Genomic DNA, 20,710 nt, shown 5'->3' with positions numbered 1-20,710 from the left:
AGAAAAAATCCGATTCCTGCGGAATTTTAGTTGTTTTTATAAAGGTGATAATATGCAAGCATTTTGTAATAGAGCTTTGCAGCAAGGAATGCACTTGGTTTTGCCATCGGAGAATCCATTAATTCTACAATATCAAATGCTACGACATTGCATTTTTCAAATACTTTTCTTAACAGCTCCAAAGTCGGGTACCATTGTAAACCTCCCGGCTCCGGTGTTCCTGTTGATGGTGCGATGGAAGGATCAAAGGCATCAAGATCGATAGTGATATATACATTCCCTGAAACTTTTTCCAAAACATCATTTACCCAGTTTTCGTTATTGGCAATTTCGTGAGCGAAAAACACTCTTCCTTCCGGAAGATATTGCGCTTCCTCAATATCCATGGAGCGGATTCCCACCTGTACCAGGTTGTGTTTCTGGTTGGCTTCAAAAACTGCACATGCATGATTGGAAGTGGAACCATGGAATTCCGGACGTAAATCTGTGTGAGCATCCAGCTGAAGAACCGTTAAATTTTCAAACTTCTCTCCCACGGCGCGGATCGAACCGATAGAAACGGAATGTTCGCCTCCAAAAAGGGTAAACAGCTTATCATCATGACTTAAAAGTTCTTTTGTTTTCTGGTAAACTGCTTCTGTCATTGCTTCCGGAGTAGCATTTTCTGAAACTTCACCGGCTAAATATACTCCTTCGAGATACGGTTCGGTCTGCGTTTCAATATCGTAAAGTTCCATATTTTCTGAAGCGTTCAGGAACAATTCCGGGCCTTTGTCGGCGCCTTTTCCCCAGGTTGACGTTCCATCGTAAGGAACCGTTACCAACACGACTTTCGAGTTTTCCAATGATGCATTTTCTTCAGGAATTCCTGCGTATGTTCTCATGTTTTATCTGAAATTAAATGATTTCGGCAAAGATACAAAGAAGTTTGGAGAAGTGGAGGGAAGCTGGAAGATAGGTGCTGGAAGTTTTACAAAATGAAGAATAATTAACGGGAAATTTTTAAATCCAAATTATCTTAATTCAAATAATAACCTAGTAAAATTTCGCCCTCAATTGTAAACTTCCATCCTCCAACTTCCCCGCTTCCCACCAAAATCCCTACCTTTGCCAAAACAAACTTGTATGTCATTAAAAGCTGTGCTGTTCGATATGGATGGCGTGATTGTGGATACAGAACCCTTGCACAGAAAAGCCTATTTTAAAACATTTAAAGAACTGGGAATTGATGTTTCCGAGGAATTGTACGCTTCATTTACGGGAGCTTCTACAAAAAGAGTCTGTGATACGTTGATTAAAAATTTCAACCTAAAACAAACCTTTGAAGAAATTGCAAAAATCAAAAGGGATTATTTTAAGGATTATTTTTATAATGATGAGGAATTCGACCTGATTTCCGGGGTAAAAGAACTGATTGAGCATTATTACGAAAACGGCATCACCCTGATTCTGGCATCGTCTGCAACAATGACCACCATTGACATGGTTTTTGAGAAATTCGAGCTGGGAAAATATTTCAGCGGCAAAATAAGCGGCGCTGATTTGAAAGAATCCAAACCTCATCCCGAGGTTTTTCTACTGGCTGCGGAAATGGCAGGACAACCCGTTGGAAACTGCATGGTGATTGAAGATTCTACCAACGGAATTCTAGCGGCACACCGGGCGAAAATTTTCTGCGCGGCATACAGAAGTCCGCATTCCAAAAATCAGGATTATACGCTGGCGGATACGGTAGTTTCAGATTATGAAGATCTTCAGATTGATAGAATCTCACAATATTTTTAAACAGAAAAGCTCTCAGTCTAGTTCTGAGAGCTTTTTATTATATTCATTGGTATCATCCTGAATAACGTAGTGGGATAAAGAATCTCTCTATTTTTGAGATTGCTTCGTCGCTTCGCTCCTCGCAATGACAATTAATTATTTATACCCAAGAATTTTCAGAACATCTTCCGGCTCCTGCTTTTCACGGAAAATCTCATACTGCAGTTCCCCGTTTTCGTCTTTCTGGATGAGGACATGTCTTGGCTGCGGCATCAGACAGTGGTGAATTCCACCAAAACCACTGATGGTTTCCTGGTACGCTCCGGTATGGAAAAAACCGATGTATAAGGGTTTTGTATCACTGAAAACCGGCAGGTAAATCGCATTGGTATGCTGTTCAGAATTATAATAATCATCCGAATCACAGGTCAGTCCGCCAAGAAAAACCCTTTCATAGGTATCTTCCCAACGATTCAGCGGAAGCATAATGAAGTGTCTTGAAATGGCCCAGGTATCAGGAAGTGTTGTCATAAAAGAAGAATCGATCATATTCCACTTTTCCCTGTCATTCTGGCGTTTCTGGGAGATGATTTTATAAATGTTCGCTCCGCTTTCTCCTACGGTAAAGCTTCCGAATTCTGTATAAATATTAGGCTCTTCCACCCCTTCCTCTTCACAGAATTTCTTGATCTGGGAAACAATTTCCTCTACCATATACTGATAATCGTAATCGAAATTCAGAGAAGTTTTAATTGGGAAACCACCACCGATATTTAAGGAATCAACTTCCGGTGCTATTTTTTTCAAACGGGCATAAACACGCAGACATTTATAGAGTTCATTCCAGTAATACGCAGTGTCTTTGATCCCGGTATTAATAAAGAAGTGAAGCATTTTGAGCCTTGCATTCGGGTGTTCGGCGATCTTCTGGCTGTAATAAGGAATAATATCTTTATATCCTATTCCCAATCTTGAGGTATAAAATTCGAACTTCGGCTCTTCTTCGGAAGCAATCCTGATCCCGATGTCAAAAGTGGTATCGATGCTTTCCGTAAGTTTATCAAGTTCACGGTAGTTATCAAGAATCGGGGTGATGTTTTCAAAACCGTTATTGATCATATCCGAAATCTTCGCCAGATAATCATCTGTTTTGAAACCGTTGCAGATTACTTCAATATTTTTATCCACTTTCCCGTTCTCGTAGAGAGATTTTACGATGTCCATATCGTAAGCGGAAGAAGTTTCTATGGAAATATCATTTTTAAGCGCTTCTTCCAGTACAAATTTAAAATGACTTGATTTTGTACAGTAGCAATAGGTATAACTTTTTTTATATTCGGTTTTCTCAAAAGCTTCCTTAAACCAGCTTTTCGCCTTCTGGATATTCTGAGAAATTCTTGGCAGGTAGCTAATCTTTAGCGGAGTGCCAAATTTTTCAACAACATCCATCAACGGAATGTCGTGAAACAACAAATTGTTCTCAGATACATTGAATTCTTCTGTTGGAAAATACAATGTCTGATCAATTAGTTCCGAGTATTTTATTTTCATTTCTAAACAAGTGAATTAAGAAATGCAAAATTGCTAAAAAAGTTTGGTTTTTTAGCGTTAAAGTTATTATAAATTTTTATCGTTTCCGGTACTGAAATTTGTCTGAATTATCAATACATAAACTTCCGGATGTATTCGTCCCGCTTATTTTCATTTATTTTTAAAACCTGTTGAACATAAGCATCTGTAGAGCCGTATTTCTTATTAATTCCGTTAAATAAGAATCCAGATTGAGCTTTTTTCAAAACGCTTATATCCGTTTTTGGATTGAGAAATAATGGCAATTAGCTTTGTTTTTTATTTCCCACTGATTTCACGGATTTGCGCAGATTTTTTTATTTCTTTAAATGTACAATGATTAATTGGTGAAAATCTCGCATTATGTTTTGATTAAAAACAAGTTTCTTAAAACATTTGATTTTATGAAACTTTTAAGTAAACGTTGATTTTTTTATTTCCACGGATTTCGCGGATTTGCACAAATTTTTTATAAAGTGAAATGCATTAAACTACAAATAATTTTTTCCAATGAAGATGAGTAAATCTCCCTTTTCATATTCAATGGAAACTTCATCTTCAACGGCAAAATTCCGGGTTCCTATATTGGAAGTAATACTTAAATTTCCATTCGTTAAAGGCCAGTTCAATCCTTTAGTGGTAATATTTTCCACAGATGGAAAGGGATATAATGAAATCATTTTACCCTTTACATTTTTTATGGTATGCTTTTTCGGAATAAAATAATATTCAGAAAATTCATCATAAAACTTTATGCTTTGCTGATCCTTACAACCGAATGCAACCGTGAGATTTCCTAAAAAATGGTCCTGCTCTCCTCCGCTTCCTCCGAAAACATCAATACTGGCAATCCCTTTTTCCGCGATGATTTCCAGCGCTTTCTGAAAATCGGTTTTGTTCTGATCCGGGGTATAAATGAATTTATTCTGGTAAATGTTTTCATCCGAACCCGAATGAGAATCAAAATCCCCGGAAATAAAATCCAGCTTTTCAAGAGGAAAACCCATGTTTTTAAGATAATGAAAAGCACCGTCTGTACAGGCAATGAGATTATATTCATCTGGATTGGGAAGGGCTTTGGGTGCATCGCCGTTGATGAAAAGTAGGGCTTTATCTTTCATTCGGGTTCCAGTATTCTTCCGGTTCGTTGTTGATTTTTGAAATGTATCTTGCCAGAACGAACAGGTAATCTGAAAGCCTATTCAGGTATTTTATAAGCTCCGGTCTTACTTCTTCCGATTCATTCAGGAAAACTAAAGAACGTTCTGCTCTTCGGCAAATTGTTCTTGCGGCGTGTAAAAACGTAGCTGCTTTTCCACCACCGGGAAGGATGAAGTATTGTAACGGTTCTAATTTTTCATCGAAGGCATCCATCCAGTTTTCCAGTTCTTCAATCTCGATATCAGAAATAACCAGTGGCAGTCGGGATTTCCCGTTGGCCAACATGAGCTTGTCAACCGGAGTTGCCGCTTCTGAACCTACCGTAAATAAATCAAACTGAATTTTCTTCAGTTGTTTTAAAACTTCTTCATCCCCGATATGGCTTTTGGCAATTCCGATGAATGAATTCAGCTCGTCTATATTTCCGTAGCTGTCGACTCTCGCACTGGCTTTTGAAACTCTTGTTCCGCCGTACAATGCGGTCTGACCTTTGTCTCCTGTTTTCGTGTAAATTTTCATAGTACTAAATTACTTTTTTATCAAATGGCTCACAACTGTTTTGTCTTGGCCTTTTATATATTTGTTAAATATATTATATTTGTTTTACAGCAAGTATCTAGACTGATGGATAAACCTTTTCAACTCTTTTTATTTTTAATCGCTTTCGCTTTTGTGATGTGTATAAGCTTCTATCCTCTGTTAAGAACAAGAAAAAAATTAGGAAGCAGAAAATTAAGTGATAAAAAGCAAGGCATCAAAGAAGTTAAAAAAATTGCAGATGAACATACGGTGGATTCCGTTGTGAATATCGGCTTTTCCGTTTTTAAGAATTGGTTTTAAATAAACTGACCTTAATTCTAAATCCCAACTCTATTTAAAAATTACATTAAAATGATCGGCCTTAAAAGACCGACCACGCTCAAATTATTATTTACCTAACATTGCATAATACCTAATTGTAACGCAAAACACCTGCAGAATATTTTATGTAATTAAAAAAATTCTATACTGAAATCCCTACTGACAAACTGTTGTCATTAACCGGTTTTATCTTTGTACCAACAATAACAAACAAATTAAAATTATGACAACTACAGCAATTAACACGAAACAATTCATGACTTCTGAACAGCTACTTGAACACTGGCAGGGACACAGAAATCTTACAAGAAGAGTAATCGAATCTTTCCCGGAAAAAGAGCTTTTTGAATTTTCCGTAGGAGGAATGAGACCTTTTGCAAAACTGGTGGTTGAACTCATCAGTATTGGTGGTCCAGCTTTGAAAGGAATCGTAGAGAAAAACATGGAAGGCTACAATGAAGAAGGTTTTAATCCTACCACAAAAGCAGAATTGCTGAATAAGTGGGACGAGGAAACAGAAGTGATCAACCGTTATTTTGGACAAATCTCGGAAGAACGTTTCCAGGAGACTTTCAATTTATTCGGACAGTATGAATTTCCCGTTTACCAGAATATTTTGTACTTCGTAGATAATGAAATCCATCACCGCGGACAAGGCTATGTTTATCTGAGAGCATTAGGAATGGAACCGCCTTTTTTTTGGGAGAGATTTTAAGCTTTCTGATGCCGCTCTACCGATTACGGGTATTGATTAACAATACACATAGAACATCATTTGTTTAAAATCTTATAATTCTATTTAATTAAATTTTTGCATTAACCTCAGCATCACAAATCTGCTGAGGTTTTTTGATGTTTTGCCGAAATATTTTCTATGAGTTCAGCCAGTCTTATTTTAAGAATTTCAGGTTCCAGAATGGTTGCATAATCTGCAAAAGTAATAAGCCACCGCGGAAATCCGTCTGTGATCCATTCGGTTTCAAAGGTAAGTTCCATGCCCTCATCAGTTTCTTTTTCATCAATGAGTCCGTAATATTTTTTGGAGTTGGAAAGATGATTGATGATCTTTTTTTCAACCAGAAGTTTTACGATGGTTTTATTTCCGTTTCCGCTTTGGCGGTAGTCATTGATCTGGCCGTATTCCTGGAGAAAAGGATTCTGGGTTTTAAAAATCTGTAAAATCCTGTCGACCCTGAATTGTCTGAAATCATTCCGCAGCGTACAGAAAGCCATAATATACCAATAGTTAAATTCAAAGAAAACACCCACGGCTTCAATGGTCCTCATGGAAACACTGCCTTCGTTGGTTTTATACTCCATAGTGAGCTGCCTTTTTTCGGCGATACTTTCCAGGATTATCGGAAGAATGTCTTTGATGTGATCTTCTGTTTCGGGATGATAATTAAAGATATCAATCTGTTTTTCAATGTTCTGAATGAGATTTTTATCTGAATATTTTAAAACCGAACGTAGTTTTTCCATTGCTGTCCTGTAATGACTTCCCAGACTCTGATGGGAGAATTTCTGCATGAGTTTTTCAGCCGTGATAAAGCTCAATACTTCTTCTTTGGTAAACATCACGGGCGGAAGCTTGTAGCCGTCCATTAAAGAATAACCGCTTCCGGCTTCTCCAATGATAGGAATCCCGGCATTTTCCAATGTTTTGATATCACGGTAAATCGTTCGCACGCTTACATCGAATTTTTGGGCTAGATCCTGAGCACGGACGAGCGGTTTCGACTGCAATTGGGTGAGGATTGCAGTAACACGGTCAAGCTTTTTGAGATAATGGTCGTTCATTGGTTATTTGAGGTTAAAGGTGAGAGGTGAAAAGTGAAAAGTAAGAAGTAAGAAGTGAGAAGTGAGAGGTGAGAGGTGAAAGGTGAAAGGTGAGAAATGAGAAATGAGAAATGAGAAGCTAATAAAAATACTTTTTACTTCTTACTTCTTACTTCTTACTTCTTACTTATAACTTCTTACTTATAACTTCTTACTTATAACTTCTTACCCATATATTATCTAGTTATCCTTAAAACTATTAACCAGTTTATCCAGATTTAAACTTCTTGCGGAAGCATCGAAAATTTCGCGGTAGGTTCCGTTGATCTGTACAAGCTCATCATGCGTTCCGCTTTCCACTACTTTTCCTTTTTTCATAACATATATTTTATCCGAATCTAAAATCTGTGATAAAGAATGCGAAATGATAATCACCGTTCTGCCTTCTTTTATAGCATCCAGAGAATTTTTAATTTGTTCTGTTGCGATAGCATCCAGACTTGCCGTGGGTTCATCAAGGAAAATAATCGGCGGATCTTTTAAGAATAACCTGGCAATGGCAATTCTTTGCTGCTGCCCTCCGGAAAGCTGGGTGGCATCGTGATTATAACCATTGGGTAAATCCAGGATCTGCTCATGGAGATATGCTTTTTGAGCAGCTTTTTCAATTTCCTGAAATGTTGCATCCATATTTCCGTAACGGATATTATCTTCAATGCTTCCCTGGAAAATATGATTTTTCTGAAGTACCAAACCAAGATCGTTTCTGAGAAAAGTATTATCAAAATTATTTAGATCAACTCCATCCAAAAGAACCTCACCCGAATCCGGAAGATAAAATTTGCATAAAAGGTTGATAATAGTAGATTTTCCGGCTCCGCTGAGGCCCACCAATGCTGTTGTTTTTCCGTTTTCGATCTTCATGGAAACATCATGTAATGCCTGTGTTCCGTTTGGGTAAGTAAAATTGATATTCTTCAGTTCAAAATTTCCTTTGATGTCTTTTTGAACAAAATTTCCATTGGGTTCTTTTTCGTTATCTGCATTTAATATATCGAAATACCCTTCGGCATAAATCATCGCATCATTCATATCGTCATAAATTCTGTGAAGCTGGCGAATGGGTGCCGAAACATTATTAAAAAGCATGATATGCAGCATAATTGCTCCAATGGTCATCTGCTGATCCAGCACTAAGTAAACGGTTAAAAGGATGATCAGAACTACACCAAACTGTTCGATAAAAGTTTTTAACCCATCATAAATAAAATTTGTTTTCCGGGTAAACATCTGGCTTTCCATGAGCTGCATCTGAAGATCATACTGCTTTTTGCCCTCAAATTTTTCCCTTACAAAACTCTTGATTACCATAATGGAATTGATGAGATTCAACAATCCTGAGGTTTTCTGCTCGCGCTGATTCCTTAAGGTTCGTCTGACACCGCTCAGTTTTTTCGCCTGAAGAGAACTGACATAAAAATAAATAGGAACAATAACCGTGGAAACAATTCCAACATACATATTCTGCAAATACATAATGATTAAAGCGATTATTGCGTTTGAAAAAAGAGGCAGCATATCAATGAAAAAATTTTGAACCAGCCTGGTCAAACTTTCAATTCCCCTGTCTATTCTGATCTGCAGCTTTCCCGATTCATGATTTTCATCATTAAAGTAAGCAACACGATAGGTAAGAATCTTGTCTATGGCCGATTGAGCCAACACCGAGCTTACATTAATCCTTATTTTTTCACCATAAAATTTCTGCCCGAAATTGATAAAAATATTCACAAGCTCCTTCCCTAATAAAATTACCGAGATTACTACGAGTATATGAATGCCTTCTGACATCGGATGCGGAAGACGGGTAAGCTTTGTGACTTCATCTACGGTATATTTCAGTACCAAAGGATTTACCTGGGCAGCAAGAGCTCCCAAAAACGTAAGAAACAAGGTCCCGTAAATCATCAGGCGGTATGGTTTTATGAATGGAACCAGCTGCTTATAAATCCCGAATAAGGTCACCGTTCTGTTGAATGGTTTTGCCATACAAATTCTTTTAAATGAAAAACGTACCGTTTTACAGAGAAAAAGGTACGTTTTATTCTATTTTTCAGCAAATATTGCTGTGATTAAATTTAATCTTTCAATACTCCCTCATCATTAATGTACGTAAAGATGTAATCTTTATTAATGATTTTGCCCCCCATTTCTATAAATGGTCCCCAACATGAGAACCAGTCTTCATAATCATTTTCTTTTGGAGTATCCCAATGAATGATTGTTGATGGTCCGTCTATCTGAACAATAACTCCGTATTCTCCATCTAAAAATACTTTAGTTCCTTGTTTAAATTCATCAAAAACATTATTATCCTTCGAAAACATACGTTGTAAGATAGTGCAATTCCTCTCTGCTTGCGGCATTAGATTCTGCTTCTGCCTGTTCCAATGAGTATTGTGAATTGATTTCTTTTTTCTGAAACACAAAAGCATTATTGGCCGTTTTATCCACCACATCATTAAAAATATGCTGAATTTCAGAATTTCCTAATGATGCGAAACTGATATCTTCAAAGCCATACATTAACCTCAGATCATCAAATTGTGCAAAATTCTGATTCACAAATTCCTGTAGTTGCGTTTTAGAATCGAAGTTTCCGGCCCAGATATTATAGGCATAACTTTTCTTTTTGGGCTTATCCAAAATACTTTGGTACACGAAGTTTTCTCCCAGATAGGCTTCCCTTACCTGCGGATCATTGGCAAGATCTTCCGGAAGACCTTCTTTCAGGATTCTTCCTTCAAACATGATGTACGTTTTATTGGTAATGGCAAGCGTCTGCTGTACGTTGTGGTCGGTGATAAGAATTCCGATATTTTTATCTACCAGGCTTCTTACGATCTTCTGAATGTCTTCAACAGCAATTGGATCTACTCCGGCAAATGGTTCATCCAAAAGAATGAAGCTTGGATCCGTGGCAAGGCAGCGTGCGATTTCCGTTCTACGTCTCTCACCTCCCGACAGAAGATCCCCCCTGTTTTTGCGGACATGCTGTAACGAAAATTCTTCAATCAGCTCGTCACATTTGATTTGCTGTTCTCGTTTTGAAAGTTTTGTAAGCTGTAAAACGCCCATAATATTTTCCTCCACGGAAAGCTTACGGAATACAGAAGCTTCCTGAGCAAGATACCCGATACCTTTTTGTGCCCTGCGGTACATCGCATCGGTTGTGATTTCCTGTTTGTCGAGAAAAATTTTTCCTGAAGTAGGCTTAACCAATCCTACAATCATATAAAAAGAAGTCGTTTTTCCGGCTCCGTTCGGACCGAGCAATCCAACAATCTCTCCCTGCTGAACCTGCACAGATACACCTTTTACAACTTTTTTCGGACCGTATTCTTTGATTAAGTTTTCTCCTCGTAAAATCATAAAGGCAAAGATAAAGTTTTTTTGAATTCAATTTTCAGATTGCTGCGGCGGCAAATGAAGTTTTAGCATAATTTTAATAACCTTTTTATAGAGGGTTCAAATTTATAACTGCTGATACAACATCATCAATGAAATCTTTAAGTAATTAAATACATCAAAAGAAAATTTCATATTCTGATTTTTTATCAACAACTTGTGAAAAAAATTTTTAATTTAGAGCTACCAAATTATATTTATTATGAAAAAATTATCCAGAAAAGAATTAATGAATGTGAACGGAGGAAATATAAGACCTCCTGACGCGAACGGAAATTGCCCTGCAGGCTGGTATTTGTGTCCAACAAATATTTGTGTAAATGATAATGGCGGAGCGAATCCCATTGTTCCGGGATCACCATTTTACAAAGCCTGTTTCGGATAAAAAAAACACCTCAGCTGAGGTGTTTTTTAGTAATTATCATTGATGAAATTATCTGTTTAAAATCATTGCCGCTTCTTTCGCAAAATAGGTAAAGATCATATCTGCTCCGGCTCTTTTGAAGCAGGTAAGGCTTTCGATAATGGTTTTATCATTGTCCAGCCAGCCATTTTGAGCTGCTGCCTTTACCATTGCATATTCTCCGCTTACATTATATACCGCAATCGGAAGATCGATCGCTTCACGGACTTTAGAAACAATATCCAGATATGGCAATCCCGGCTTAATCATGATAATATCCGCTCCTTCTTCGATGTCTTTGAAAACCTCATTCAGGGCTTCCCGCGAATTATGAAAATCCATCTGATATGTTTTTTTATCCTTCGGAATTTCCATATTATCTTTCGGGGCACTGTCTAAAGCGCTTCTGAAAGGTCCATAAAAAGAGCTGGCGTATTTTGCCGCATAACTTAAGATCCCGACATCGGTAAATCCGTTTTCTTCCAATGCTTCGCGGATCACCTGAACCCTTCCGTCCATCATATCGCTCGGCGCCACAATATCTGCTCCTGCTTCTGCATGTGAAACAGACATTCTTGCCAAAGCGTCATTAGTTGCGTCATTCACAATTTTACCATTTTCAATGATCCCGTCGTGTCCGTAGATTGAATAAGGATCAAGGGCTACATCGGGCATTACAATCATTTCCGGAACGGCATCTTTTATCGCTCTGATCGTGTTCTGCATTAATCCGTTCTTGTTCCAGGCTTCTTTTCCGGTATTATCCTTAAGATCATCTGAAATTTTCATATACAGATTGACTGCTTTTACACCTAAAGAAAATAATTCCTTACATTCTTTTACTGTCAGATCAATACTTCGTCTGAAAATTCCCGGCATTGCTGCAATTGGCTCTTCTTTATTTTCGCCCTCCATTACGAAGATTGGCATTACGAAATCACTTGTAGTAAGGGAGCATTCTCTTACCAGACTTCTGACAGATTCATTTACTCTCAGCCTTCTATTTCTTGAATGTATCATTTGGAATACTTTTTGAATGAAATTTAATGCAAATTTACTACAACTTAAACAAAAAAGTGTTGCAGGAGATTGTGGAATTGTTTACTTTTGTTTTAATATATTTATAGAAATTATAATTTGATGAAAAAACTTTTACTTTTATTTATCTTTTTAGGCGCTTTTGTTGGATTTTCCAACAATGCAAAGGCACAGATAAAGGAGCCGTCAGCATTTTCACAAAAAGCTGATGATGGTGTCCTCGTAGCCTACCCGAATCCTGCAAAGGACTTTCTGATTGTAAAGGCAAAGGACTCTAATCTTAAAATTAAAAGTGTGACCTTCTATTCTATTTTAGGAACACAGGTTGCCAATTATGCTGTAAATATGAATTCGGGAGAAATTAATATTGAAAAATTGAAACCCGGAAAATATTTGATCCGCTACATATTGAGCGACAACACTATGAAGGTTACACAAATCGTAAAACAATAATTAAATCCTGATAATCATCAGGATTTTTTCTTTTAGATTAATCTGTTTTCAATAATTCCGTAACTTTCGGAACTTTTTCATACTAATCAGTAAAAACAATTTAATGCTAAAAGCTGAACATATCAGAAAGACTTACAATGCGGGCAAAAAAGTAGCATTGGACGATTTCAGCATCCATGTTCCGAAAGGAAGTGTCTATGGTCTTTTAGGACCAAACGGAGCCGGAAAAACCTCATTTATCCGCATCATTAACCAGATTACCCAGGCAGATTCGGGAGATATTATGATCAACGGACAAAAACTTAATCCTGATCATATTAAAGATATCGGCTACATGCCTGAAGAAAGAGGGCTTTACAAGAACATGACCGTAGGAGATCAGCTTCTTTATTTTGGCGAACTTAAGGGAATGAGCAAGAATGATGCTTTAGATGAAGCCAAAAAATGGTTTGACAAACTTCATATCGACCAGTGGTGGAAAAAGAAACTGTCTGAACTTTCCAAAGGCATGGCACAAAAGATACAGTTTGTAGTTACTGTTCTTCACAGACCTAATTTACTGATTCTGGACGAACCTTTTTCCGGTTTCGATCCGGTGAATGCCAATCTTATTAAAGATCAGATTATTGATCTTAAAAACAACGGAACAACCATTATTTTATCAACACACCGTATGGAGAGCGTGGAAGAAATGTGTGATTATGTTGCGCTTATTAACAATTCTAAAAAAATTATTGACGGAAGAGTATTTGATGTAAGGGAAAAATTCAAAAAAAATATTTTTGGCATTACACTTTCAGAAGTACGTGATATTCAGTTTGATAATTTTAAAAGAAAATATGATCTTTTCAATATTGTAAATGAAAACAATCTTGTTTCCTTTGATCTTAAAAACGAAACAAATCAAAATGATATTCTCCTTGAATTGATACATATAGGAAAAGTGCGTTCGTTTGAAGAAAAAATTCCGAGTATGAATGAAGTTTTTATTAATGCAGTAAGCAGCAATATTTAATTATGAATAATATTTTTTTAATTACAAAAAGGGAATTTCTGACGCAGGTTAAGAAAAAATCCTTCATTATATTGACCATTCTTGCTCCTATTCTTCTTGTTGCTTTCGGAGCGGTAATCGGACTTATGTTTAAGGCTAATGAATCCCACAGTGTTATTGAAGTGGTAGACAAAAGCGGATTATTTACCGGTCAGATGAAATCTTCCGAACAACTAAAATACATTTACGTATCTGCCGCAGATGAAAAATCGAAAATCAATAATCTTAAAACCAATGAATCACTGGATGGCATCTTAGTATTACCTGAACTTAAAAATAAGAATTTTGATGACCTTCAGAAAAACACAAGGCTTGTCATTAATAATAAAATAGGTTTTGACACGAAGCAAAAAATTGTTTCAGACATTAACGAGGTTATTAAAAAAGAGAAAATAAAGCAATTAGGTATTGCAGAAACGCAGCTCATTAATCTTGATAAAAGCTTTACCCTGAAAACAATTAATGTTTCCGAAAACAATAAGGAAGATTCTGATCTTGCGTTTGGGGTAAAAAGCGGATTAAGCATTCTTCTGATGTATGTCACGTTCATGTTTATCATTATTTATGGAGTGAGGGTAATGCGAAGCGTGCTGGAAGAAAAAAACAACCGTGTCGTGGAAATTATCATTTCTTCAGTGAAGCCTTTTGAACTGATGATGGGAAAAATTTTAGGAGTTACACTTGTTGCATTAACGCAGTTTGTGGTCTGGATTACCATGTCTGTAATTGGTGCTTTGGTTCTGAATACCGGATTTTCTTCCATTCAGAAAAACATACCGGGAGGAAATGAAGAATTGGCTACCAAGCTTGATGTGACACAGATTGCCACCCAGGTTTCCCACAGTTTACTGGAACTTAATTTTCCGCTGATTATCTTTGTGTTTATCGTATTTTTCCTTTTGGGATATATTTTTTACAGCTCGATATATGCAGCGATTGGATCTGCAGTGGATAATGAAACGGAAACACAGCAATTCACGCTTTTTGCCATTCTTCCTTTAATGCTGGGCATGTATGGCAGTTTTTCTTTAATGAATAATCCGGATGGTCCGCTGGGCTTCTGGCTGTCAATTATCCCTTTCACTTCTCCTGTGGCCATGATTGCAAGAATACCTTTTGGCGTTCCTGCATGGCAGATTGCTTTATCAATCACTTTACTACTGGGAACTACTATTTTTATGATTTTTCTAGCCGGAAAAATATACAGGGTGGGTATCCTGATGTATGGAAATAAGGCAACCCTAAAAGAGCTCTGGAAATGGATTAAAGGGTAATAAATAGAGTTAAATAAAAATCCCGAAGCTTTACTTCGGGATTTTTTATGCTTGAATTACATAATTTTATCTGAAAATATAACTCAGACTTACACTGAGAACCTGCTCAGATTTATTTTTAGTAGTTCCCTGCGGCTCATAATCAAGTCCGGGATATGTATTGGAAAGTCCAAAATCATATCTTGCAGCTATTTCCAGTTGTCTTTTGTAGCTGTACCCTACTCCAAAGCCGATTCCAAAGTTAAAGCTATTCGCTTTTCCATTGACATTAGGCAGAGACGTTAGCGTAACATCCGGGTCATAATAAGGTCTTGAGACAGGAGCGTTTTTCGTTCGCTGATCTATCAAAAAATTAAATCTTGGCCCTATCAATCCGAAAAATTCTGATTCTGCCTCGGAAAAATAAGCCTTAAAACTGATAGGTACACTAAGATAATTATTGGCATAGACCGCATCATAACCGTCTTTACCTTTAAAATCTTTATCTTTTCCTGTCTCTCCCGCACCGAAATATTGTATTTCCGGCTGAAGGAAAAACTGATTCGTGCTGCCAACAGGAATCAAAGCCAGAAATCCGGCCTGTGCCGTAAGTCTTCTTCCTGAGGGATTGTGAGCATTTTTTACTGCCGAAAGGTTGCCTCCCGCAGACACTCCGAATCTTGTACTGCTGAAGTCTATTTGTGCGAAAGACATCACCGACAATAACAAGGCGGAGGGTAATAAAATTTTTTTCATTGTGTATATTTTTAAAATTATGCTAAAACCTTAGCCACGGTAACACCAATATCAGCAGGGGAATCTACTACATTGATACCGTTTTCTCTCATGATCTCCATCTTTGCCTGGGCTGTATCCTCAGCACCGCCAACGATAGCACCTGCGTGTCCCATTGTTCTTCCTTTAGGAGCAGTTTGTCCGGCAATAAAACCTACTACAGGCTTTGTAGAACCGCTGGCTTTGTACCATCTTGCTGCTTCTGCTTCAAGACCACCACCAATTTCTCCAATCATTACCACTGCTTCCGTTTCAGGATCATTGATGAATAATTCCAAAGCTTCTCTTGTAGTTGTCCCGATAATAGGATCTCCACCGATACCAATTGCTGTAGAGATACCGAAACCGGCTCTTACTACCTGATCTGCTGCTTCATAAGTAAGCGTACCTGATTTTGAAACGATACCTACCTTACCTTTTTTGAAAACGAAACCTGGCATAATACCAATTTTAGCTTCTTCAGAAGTAATGATTCCCGGGCAGTTCGGACCGATTAATCTGCAGTCTCTGTCGGCAATGTAAGATTTTACTTTTACCATATCTGCTACAGGAATACCTTCGGTAATACATACAATTACTTTGATTCCTGCTTCAGCAGCTTCCATAATGGCATCAGCTGCAAATGCAGGCGGTACGAAAATGATACTCACGTTTGCTCCGGCTTTTGCCACAGCATCAGCTACAGTATTGAATACCGGCTTTCCAAGGTGCTCGCTTCCTCCTTTTCCCGGAGTAACACCACCTACAACGTTGGTTCCGTATTCGATCATCTGGCTTGCGTGGAAAGTACCTTCATTCCCCGTAAATCCTTGTACAATTACTTTAGAATCTTTGTTTACTAAAATTGACATTTTATTATTTATTTAATTTATTTATTAATTTTTAAATGCACACAAATTTAATTAAATTTCTTTGATTAAAGATAAATCTAAACAATTTGTTTATTTGAGATTTCTCAGTTTAACCTCTTTTTTCAAGTATGTTCTGAAGTCTTCCGCAATAGAACCGAAATAGGTTCCTTTAGACAAATCTCTATTAACTCCGGCTTTCGCTAGTAAAATAGTACCTTTTTCTATTCTGAGACCAGATGCGATCCCGACTTGTCCCCAGATGGTTACTTCATCTTCAATGATACAGCATCCTGCAATTCCCGTCTGGGAAGCAATAAGGCATTTTTTACCGATTACCGTATCATGTCCGATCTGGATCTGGTTATCTAAAACAGATCCTTCACCGATCACCGTAGAGTCTGTAACTCCTCTGTCAATCGTACATCCGTTTCCAATTTCAACGTTGTTTTCAATGACTACATTTCCAACAGAGATTAAACGATCAAAGTTTCCGTCCAGTTTTCTGTAATAGAATGCATCACCACCCAAGACCGTATTCGACTGGATTACCACATTATCTCCAATAACGGTTCTGTCACCGATCACCACATTCGGGAAGATAAGGGTATTTTTTCCGATTTTAACATTGTTTCCGATCACTGCCGAATGATGAATATGCGTTCCTTCACCGATTTCAACATCATGAAGCTCTTCCGTGAAATTATAAATTCTCGTAAAATGGGTGTTAATCTTATTAAAGTCTCTGAATGGATCATCAGAAACCAAAAGTGCCTTTCCTTCAGGACATTCCACTTCTTTATCAATAAGAATAATGGTAGCTGCGGAATTCAGGGCTTTATCATAATATTTAGGATGGTTTACAAAAACAATATCACCTGGTTTTACCATATGAATTTCGTTTGTTCCCAATACTTCAAAATCTTCAGGGCCTATGAATCTGGCACCGATAATATCAGCAATTGTTCTAAGTTTTTGTGGCTGATGAAACTTCATATTGTTTAATGATGTTTAGTTATCAAACATGTCAAGATCGGACTTTATCCGATTCTTTTATAGTCGTCCCTTCGGGACTCTTTAAAACTTTTATAAACAAAAATTCGGTCTGCTTTCACATTCCGAATTTCTGTAGATTGTATTAAAATTATTCTTTAACTCTTTCCAAGTAAGAACCGTCTTCTGTACTTACTTTAATTTTGTCTCCCGGCTCAATAAATAAAGGAACCATTACCCTTGCTCCAGTTTCAACGATGGCGTTTTTAAGAGCGTTGGTTGCAGTATTTCCTTTTACCCCCGGATCCGCTTCCACAACTTCAAGATAAACCGATTGTGGCAATTCAGCAGAAAGAGGTGTTTCATCTGCTTCTTTCAGGATGATAGTAACTTCTTCTCCTGCTTTCATAAGGTTTGAGTTTTCAATCATTTCCTTGTTCAGGTAAAGTTGAGAAAAATCGTCATTATTCATGAAATGGAACCCGTTTTCATCATCATACAAATACTGGTATTTTCTGGTGATTACTTTTACTTCGTCGATTTTGTGACCTGCAGAGAAAGTATTGTCAATTACTTTTCCGTTGGTTACAGATTTTAATTTTGTTCTAACGAAAGCAGGACCTTTTCCCGGTTTTACGTGAAGAAATTCGATAACTTTATAAATATCGTTGCTGTACTCAATGCAAAGCCCTTTTCTGATATCGTTACTTGTTGCCATTAATGTTGTATATAATTATTTTCTTTTGTTAAATTGTATTCCCTCTCCCTGCGGAATCATTCTGTTGAATGTATTGTTATTGAACATATTCACATTATTCTGTAAGCGGTTCACATTCATCTGTACCTCGGAGTTGTACTGGTTTGCCGTACCAAAAATAGAATTTGAGTTATCCTTCTGATTCAGGATAGATTTAAAATTATTCCTGGCGAGACTGTCATTAGGCTTCTCCGGAAGTTTTCTTTCCATGATAGAAGCCTTTGTTGTTTTCTGAGTTTTTAATCCTTCCGTTTGCTGTCCAAACACAGAAGTCACTGAAAGCATGATAAAAAAGATTAAAAATTTCATATTTAATATTTATGATTATTCTTTTCCGGTTCCATATCCTTTTACGATTCCTCTTGGTGAGTTTTGGATGAACTGAAGAATTTCATCTCTCTCTGCCGTGGGAAGCATTTCTTTTTCAATATGTGAAATCGCCTGTGAAACATTCATTTTCATTTGGAAAATAGCTCTGTAAATTTTCTGGATTTCAAATATCTTTTCGTTGGTAAATCCTCTTCTTCTGAGCCCTACCGAATTAATCCCTGCATATGACATTGGTTCTCTCGCAACTTTTACATAAGGCGGAATATCTTTTCTTACAAGTGTACCTCCGGAAATCATTACATGTTTCCCGATTTTACCAAACTGATGCACGGCGGATAATCCTCCCATTACAGTATAGTCACCAATTTCTACATGTCCGGCGATACCGCAACCATTTACAATGATAACGTGATCTCCTATCACACAGTCGTGCGCAATGTGCGAAGTTGCCATGATAAGGCAGTTTTTTCCTATTTTGGTAAATCCTAATGCTTTTGTTCCCCTGTTTACGGTAACACATTCTCTGATGGTGGTTTCGTCACCGATAATAACCTGAGTATCTTCGCCATCGAATTTCAAATCCTGAGGAATTGCCGAAATTACGGTTCCCGGGAAAATTCTGCAGTTTTTACCAATTCTTGCTCCATCCATGATGGTAACGTTGGGACCAATCCATGTTCCTTCTCCTATTTCTACGTCCCCTGCAATGGTAGTGAAAGGTTCTACGATTACATTTTTGCTGATTTTCGCACGCTTATCTACGGCTGCTAATTGATGAATCATTTAATCAACTTTATTTTTTGCAACTTGAGCCATTAATTCTGCTTCTACGGCAACTGCATCCCCTACATATCCGTAGCCCTGCATGTGAACGATTCCTCTTCTGATCGGCTCGATCAATTCAATTTTGAAAATGATAGTATCTCCCGGCACTACTTTTCTTTTGAATTTTACTTTATCAATTTTTATGAAATAGGTAGAGTAATTTTCAGGGTCCGGAACACTTGCCAATACAAGAATACCACCTGTCTGTGCCAATGCTTCCACCTGTAAAACGCCCGGCATTACAGGCTCTTTTGGAAAATGTCCTACAAAGAACGGTTCGTTCATCGTTACATTCTTCAGTCCTACAACGTGAGAATCTGAAAGTTCAAGAATTTTATCAATCAGCAAGAACGGCGGTCTGTGCGGCATAAGCCTCATAATTCCGTTGATATCAAAAACCGGTTCTTTGGTAAGGTCGAAATCCGGAACATTTTTCTTTTTCTGCAGTTTCCATTGGCGGTTAAGTTTTTTCGCAAACTGGGTATTTACATAATGTCCCGGTTTGTTGGCAATAACTTTTCCTTTTATTTTTACTCCTGCCAAGGCCAGATCACCAATCACATCCAGTAATTTGTGTCTTGCCGCTTCATTAGGATAATTTAAATTTAAATTGTCAAGAATTCCGTTTGGTCTTATAGAAACGTTGTCTTTACCGAAAGCTTTTTTAAGTTTTTCTGTGGTTTCCGGCGTAAGATCCTTATCTACATAAACAATAGCGTTTGATATATCGCCCCCTTTGATAAGGCCATGATCCAGCAGCATTTCCAGCTCATGTAAGAAGCTGAACGTTCTTGCTGAGGAAATTTCATCTTTAAACTCTGAAATATTTTTAAGAGTGGCATTTTGCGTTCCCAGAACCTTAGTACCGAAATCTACCATAGTCGTCACTTCGTAGGTATCAGAAGGAATAATGGTTATTTCAGATCCGGTAGCAGGATCACTGTATGTAAGCACTTCTTTTACAACAAGATATTCTCTTGCAATATTCTGCTCAACGACACCAACACTTTCAATTGCTTCAACGAAATATTTTGAAGATCCGTCCAAAATTGGTGGTTCCGAAGCATCCATTTCCAGAATAGCATTATCGATATCACAACCTACCAATGCAGCTAAAAGATGCTCGCAAGTTGTAATTTTCACCCCTAATTTCTCTAATGTTGTTCCTCTTTCCGTAGCTACTACATAATTAACATCTGCTTCTACCTGTGGATGCCCTTCAAGGTCTGTTCTTACAAAAACAAAACCTGTATTTTCTTTGGCAGGTTTCATGGTCAGTTTTACTTCTTTACCAGTATGAAGTCCGATCCCGGAAAGTGTTACTTCTTGCTGAAGCGTTTTTTGCATATCACTCATTAG

The 20,710-nt window shown here is 37.4% G+C and carries 21 protein-coding genes and 1 pseudogene; 6 read left to right on the top strand and 16 right to left on the bottom strand.

Translation table 11 applies throughout. The annotated features are described in order from the left end of the window. Positions 1–26: 26 nt before the first annotated feature. Positions 27–884 carry an agmatinase gene (speB, locus tag BUA76_RS12895; RefSeq protein ID WP_072885207.1) on the bottom strand — a complete coding sequence of 286 codons (858 nt, stop codon included), beginning with the start codon at positions 882–884 and terminating at the stop codon, positions 27–29. Positions 885–1,125: 241 nt separating this feature from the next. On the opposite strand from speB, the gene BUA76_RS12890 reads away from it, so the two are divergent. Further along, positions 1,126–1,785, top strand: a complete 660-nt coding sequence (locus tag BUA76_RS12890) for an HAD family hydrolase (protein ID WP_072885206.1) — start codon at positions 1,126–1,128, stop codon at positions 1,783–1,785. Positions 1,786–1,920: 135 nt separating this feature from the next. Here BUA76_RS12890 and BUA76_RS12885 read toward each other — a convergent pair whose 3' ends face one another. From BUA76_RS12885 to BUA76_RS12875, 3 genes are all read right to left on the bottom strand, one after another. Next, positions 1,921–3,315, bottom strand: a complete 1,395-nt coding sequence (locus tag BUA76_RS12885; protein WP_072885205.1) for a type III PLP-dependent enzyme domain-containing protein — start codon at positions 3,313–3,315, stop codon at positions 1,921–1,923. 509 nt (positions 3,316–3,824) lie between these two features. Then, a complete protein-coding gene (locus tag BUA76_RS12880) occupies positions 3,825–4,454 on the bottom strand; it encodes a thiamine diphosphokinase (protein WP_072885204.1) in 630 nt (209 codons plus the stop codon). Further along, positions 4,444–5,013 (bottom strand): cob(I)yrinic acid a,c-diamide adenosyltransferase, encoded by a 570-nt coding sequence (locus BUA76_RS12875; protein ID WP_072885203.1) that lies wholly within the window; start codon positions 5,011–5,013, stop codon positions 4,444–4,446. Before BUA76_RS12875 ends, BUA76_RS12880 begins: the two co-directional genes overlap by 11 nt. 565 nt (positions 5,014–5,578) lie before the next feature. On the opposite strand from BUA76_RS12875, the gene BUA76_RS12865 reads away from it, so the two are divergent. Further along, positions 5,579–6,070, top strand: a complete 492-nt coding sequence (locus BUA76_RS12865) for a DinB family protein (protein WP_072885201.1) — start codon at positions 5,579–5,581, stop codon at positions 6,068–6,070. Positions 6,071–6,183: 113 nt separating this feature from the next. Here the strand turns inward: BUA76_RS12865 and BUA76_RS12860 are convergent, their stop codons facing one another. From BUA76_RS12860 to lptB, 4 genes and pseudogenes are all read right to left on the bottom strand, one after another. Next, a complete protein-coding gene (locus tag BUA76_RS12860; RefSeq protein ID WP_072885200.1) occupies positions 6,184–7,155 on the bottom strand; it encodes a helix-turn-helix transcriptional regulator in 972 nt (323 codons plus the stop codon). Positions 7,156–7,374: 219 nt separating this feature from the next. Beyond that, positions 7,375–9,102: an ABC transporter ATP-binding protein gene (locus BUA76_RS12855; protein ID WP_083573235.1), complete on the bottom strand. Its 1,728-nt coding sequence runs from the start codon at positions 9,100–9,102 to the stop codon at positions 7,375–7,377. A 170-nt stretch (positions 9,103–9,272) separates the two neighbouring features. Next, positions 9,273–9,521, bottom strand: coding sequence for a hypothetical protein (locus BUA76_RS12850; RefSeq protein WP_072885199.1), 249 nt, complete (start codon positions 9,519–9,521; stop codon positions 9,273–9,275). A 319-nt stretch (positions 9,522–9,840) separates the two neighbouring features. After that, positions 9,841–10,566, bottom strand: a pseudogene (gene lptB, locus BUA76_RS12845) (LPS export ABC transporter ATP-binding protein); the annotation flags it as partial. 238 nt (positions 10,567–10,804) lie between these two features. On the opposite strand from lptB, the gene BUA76_RS12840 reads away from it, so the two are divergent. Then, positions 10,805–10,987, top strand: a complete 183-nt coding sequence (locus tag BUA76_RS12840; RefSeq protein WP_072885197.1) for a hypothetical protein — start codon at positions 10,805–10,807, stop codon at positions 10,985–10,987. Between the two features lie 48 nt (positions 10,988–11,035). Here the strand turns inward: BUA76_RS12840 and hemB are convergent, their stop codons facing one another. After that, positions 11,036–12,025: a porphobilinogen synthase gene (gene hemB / locus BUA76_RS12835; RefSeq protein WP_072885196.1), complete on the bottom strand. Its 990-nt coding sequence runs from the start codon at positions 12,023–12,025 to the stop codon at positions 11,036–11,038. A 120-nt stretch (positions 12,026–12,145) separates the two neighbouring features. On the opposite strand from hemB, the gene BUA76_RS12830 reads away from it, so the two are divergent. The 3 genes from BUA76_RS12830 (at position 12,146) to BUA76_RS12820 (ending at position 14,824) form a co-directional block, all read left to right on the top strand. Then, a complete protein-coding gene (locus tag BUA76_RS12830; RefSeq protein WP_072885195.1) occupies positions 12,146–12,496 on the top strand; it encodes a T9SS type A sorting domain-containing protein in 351 nt (116 codons plus the stop codon). A 103-nt stretch (positions 12,497–12,599) separates the two neighbouring features. Continuing rightward, positions 12,600–13,511: an ABC transporter ATP-binding protein gene (locus tag BUA76_RS12825; protein ID WP_072885194.1), complete on the top strand. Its 912-nt coding sequence runs from the start codon at positions 12,600–12,602 to the stop codon at positions 13,509–13,511. A gap of 2 nt (positions 13,512–13,513) precedes the next feature. Continuing rightward, positions 13,514–14,824: an ABC transporter permease gene (locus tag BUA76_RS12820; RefSeq protein ID WP_072885193.1), complete on the top strand. Its 1,311-nt coding sequence runs from the start codon at positions 13,514–13,516 to the stop codon at positions 14,822–14,824. Positions 14,825–14,890: 66 nt separating this feature from the next. Here BUA76_RS12820 and BUA76_RS12815 read toward each other — a convergent pair whose 3' ends face one another. The 7 genes from BUA76_RS12815 to BUA76_RS12785 all read right to left on the bottom strand — a co-directional run bounded on the left by BUA76_RS12815 (position 14,891) and on the right by BUA76_RS12785 (position 20,707). After that, complete coding sequence (locus BUA76_RS12815) at positions 14,891–15,559, bottom strand: porin family protein (RefSeq protein WP_072885192.1); 669 nt, start codon at positions 15,557–15,559, stop codon at positions 14,891–14,893. A gap of 17 nt (positions 15,560–15,576) precedes the next feature. Next, a complete protein-coding gene (gene sucD, locus BUA76_RS12810; RefSeq protein WP_029294782.1) occupies positions 15,577–16,449 on the bottom strand; it encodes a succinate--CoA ligase subunit alpha in 873 nt (290 codons plus the stop codon). A gap of 90 nt (positions 16,450–16,539) precedes the next feature. After that, entirely contained in the window at positions 16,540–17,442 is a 903-nt protein-coding gene (locus tag BUA76_RS12805; RefSeq protein WP_072885191.1) for a UDP-3-O-(3-hydroxymyristoyl)glucosamine N-acyltransferase, read from the bottom strand. Between the two features lie 148 nt (positions 17,443–17,590). After that, on the bottom strand, positions 17,591–18,157 hold the full coding sequence (efp, locus tag BUA76_RS12800) for an elongation factor P (RefSeq protein ID WP_027379799.1): 567 nt from the start codon (positions 18,155–18,157) through the stop codon (positions 17,591–17,593). Between the two features lie 15 nt (positions 18,158–18,172). Beyond that, the gene (locus BUA76_RS12795; protein ID WP_228408489.1) at positions 18,173–18,505 is read right to left on the bottom strand and encodes a hypothetical protein; all 333 of its coding nucleotides are present in this window, start codon (positions 18,503–18,505) and stop codon (positions 18,173–18,175) included. 15 nt (positions 18,506–18,520) lie between these two features. Then, positions 18,521–19,309 (bottom strand): acyl-ACP--UDP-N-acetylglucosamine O-acyltransferase, encoded by a 789-nt coding sequence (gene lpxA, locus BUA76_RS12790; protein WP_066439196.1) that lies wholly within the window; start codon positions 19,307–19,309, stop codon positions 18,521–18,523. Further along, positions 19,310–20,707 (bottom strand): bifunctional UDP-3-O-[3-hydroxymyristoyl] N-acetylglucosamine deacetylase/3-hydroxyacyl-ACP dehydratase, encoded by a 1,398-nt coding sequence (locus BUA76_RS12785; protein ID WP_072885190.1) that lies wholly within the window; start codon positions 20,705–20,707, stop codon positions 19,310–19,312. Between the last annotated feature and the right edge of the window lie 3 nt (positions 20,708–20,710).

This window comes from Chryseobacterium takakiae, from assembly GCF_900129385.1.
Taxonomy (GTDB): domain Bacteria; phylum Bacteroidota; class Bacteroidia; order Flavobacteriales; family Weeksellaceae; genus Chryseobacterium; species Chryseobacterium takakiae.
This window is presented reverse-complemented; position numbering and strand designations above follow the sequence as displayed.

What these genes read in the sequence shown, in the direction of transcription:
- BUA76_RS12890 (WP_072885206.1), top strand. Translation starts at nt 1,126, where the DNA reads ATGTCATTAAAAGCTGTGCTGTTCGATATGGATGGCGTGATTGTGGAT.
- hemB (WP_072885196.1), bottom strand. Translation starts at nt 12,025, where the DNA reads ATGATACATTCAAGAAATAGAAGGCTGAGAGTAAATGAATCTGTCAGA.
- BUA76_RS12860 (WP_072885200.1), bottom strand. Translation starts at nt 7,155, where the DNA reads ATGAACGACCATTATCTCAAAAAGCTTGACCGTGTTACTGCAATCCTC.
- efp (WP_027379799.1), bottom strand. Translation starts at nt 18,157, where the DNA reads ATGGCAACAAGTAACGATATCAGAAAAGGGCTTTGCATTGAGTACAGC.
- BUA76_RS12785 (WP_072885190.1), bottom strand. Translation starts at nt 20,707, where the DNA reads ATGAGTGATATGCAAAAAACGCTTCAGCAAGAAGTAACACTTTCCGGG.
- BUA76_RS12855 (WP_083573235.1), bottom strand. Translation starts at nt 9,102, where the DNA reads ATGATTTACGGGACCTTGTTTCTTACGTTTTTGGGAGCTCTTGCTGCC.
- BUA76_RS12830 (WP_072885195.1), top strand. Translation starts at nt 12,146, where the DNA reads ATGAAAAAACTTTTACTTTTATTTATCTTTTTAGGCGCTTTTGTTGGA.
- BUA76_RS12820 (WP_072885193.1), top strand. Translation starts at nt 13,514, where the DNA reads ATGAATAATATTTTTTTAATTACAAAAAGGGAATTTCTGACGCAGGTT.
- BUA76_RS12880 (WP_072885204.1), bottom strand. Translation starts at nt 4,454, where the DNA reads ATGAAAGATAAAGCCCTACTTTTCATCAACGGCGATGCACCCAAAGCC.
- BUA76_RS12875 (WP_072885203.1), bottom strand. Translation starts at nt 5,013, where the DNA reads ATGAAAATTTACACGAAAACAGGAGACAAAGGTCAGACCGCATTGTAC.
- BUA76_RS12885 (WP_072885205.1), bottom strand. Translation starts at nt 3,315, where the DNA reads ATGAAAATAAAATACTCGGAACTAATTGATCAGACATTGTATTTTCCA.
- lpxA (WP_066439196.1), bottom strand. Translation starts at nt 19,309, where the DNA reads ATGATTCATCAATTAGCAGCCGTAGATAAGCGTGCGAAAATCAGCAAA.
- BUA76_RS12865 (WP_072885201.1), top strand. Translation starts at nt 5,579, where the DNA reads ATGACAACTACAGCAATTAACACGAAACAATTCATGACTTCTGAACAG.
- BUA76_RS12840 (WP_072885197.1), top strand. Translation starts at nt 10,805, where the DNA reads ATGAAAAAATTATCCAGAAAAGAATTAATGAATGTGAACGGAGGAAAT.
- BUA76_RS12805 (WP_072885191.1), bottom strand. Translation starts at nt 17,442, where the DNA reads ATGAAGTTTCATCAGCCACAAAAACTTAGAACAATTGCTGATATTATC.
- BUA76_RS12825 (WP_072885194.1), top strand. Translation starts at nt 12,600, where the DNA reads ATGCTAAAAGCTGAACATATCAGAAAGACTTACAATGCGGGCAAAAAA.
- sucD (WP_029294782.1), bottom strand. Translation starts at nt 16,449, where the DNA reads ATGTCAATTTTAGTAAACAAAGATTCTAAAGTAATTGTACAAGGATTT.
- BUA76_RS12850 (WP_072885199.1), bottom strand. Translation starts at nt 9,521, where the DNA reads ATGTTTTCGAAGGATAATAATGTTTTTGATGAATTTAAACAAGGAACT.
- speB (WP_072885207.1), bottom strand. Translation starts at nt 884, where the DNA reads ATGAGAACATACGCAGGAATTCCTGAAGAAAATGCATCATTGGAAAAC.
- BUA76_RS12815 (WP_072885192.1), bottom strand. Translation starts at nt 15,559, where the DNA reads ATGAAAAAAATTTTATTACCCTCCGCCTTGTTATTGTCGGTGATGTCT.
- BUA76_RS12795 (WP_228408489.1), bottom strand. Translation starts at nt 18,505, where the DNA reads ATGAAATTTTTAATCTTTTTTATCATGCTTTCAGTGACTTCTGTGTTT.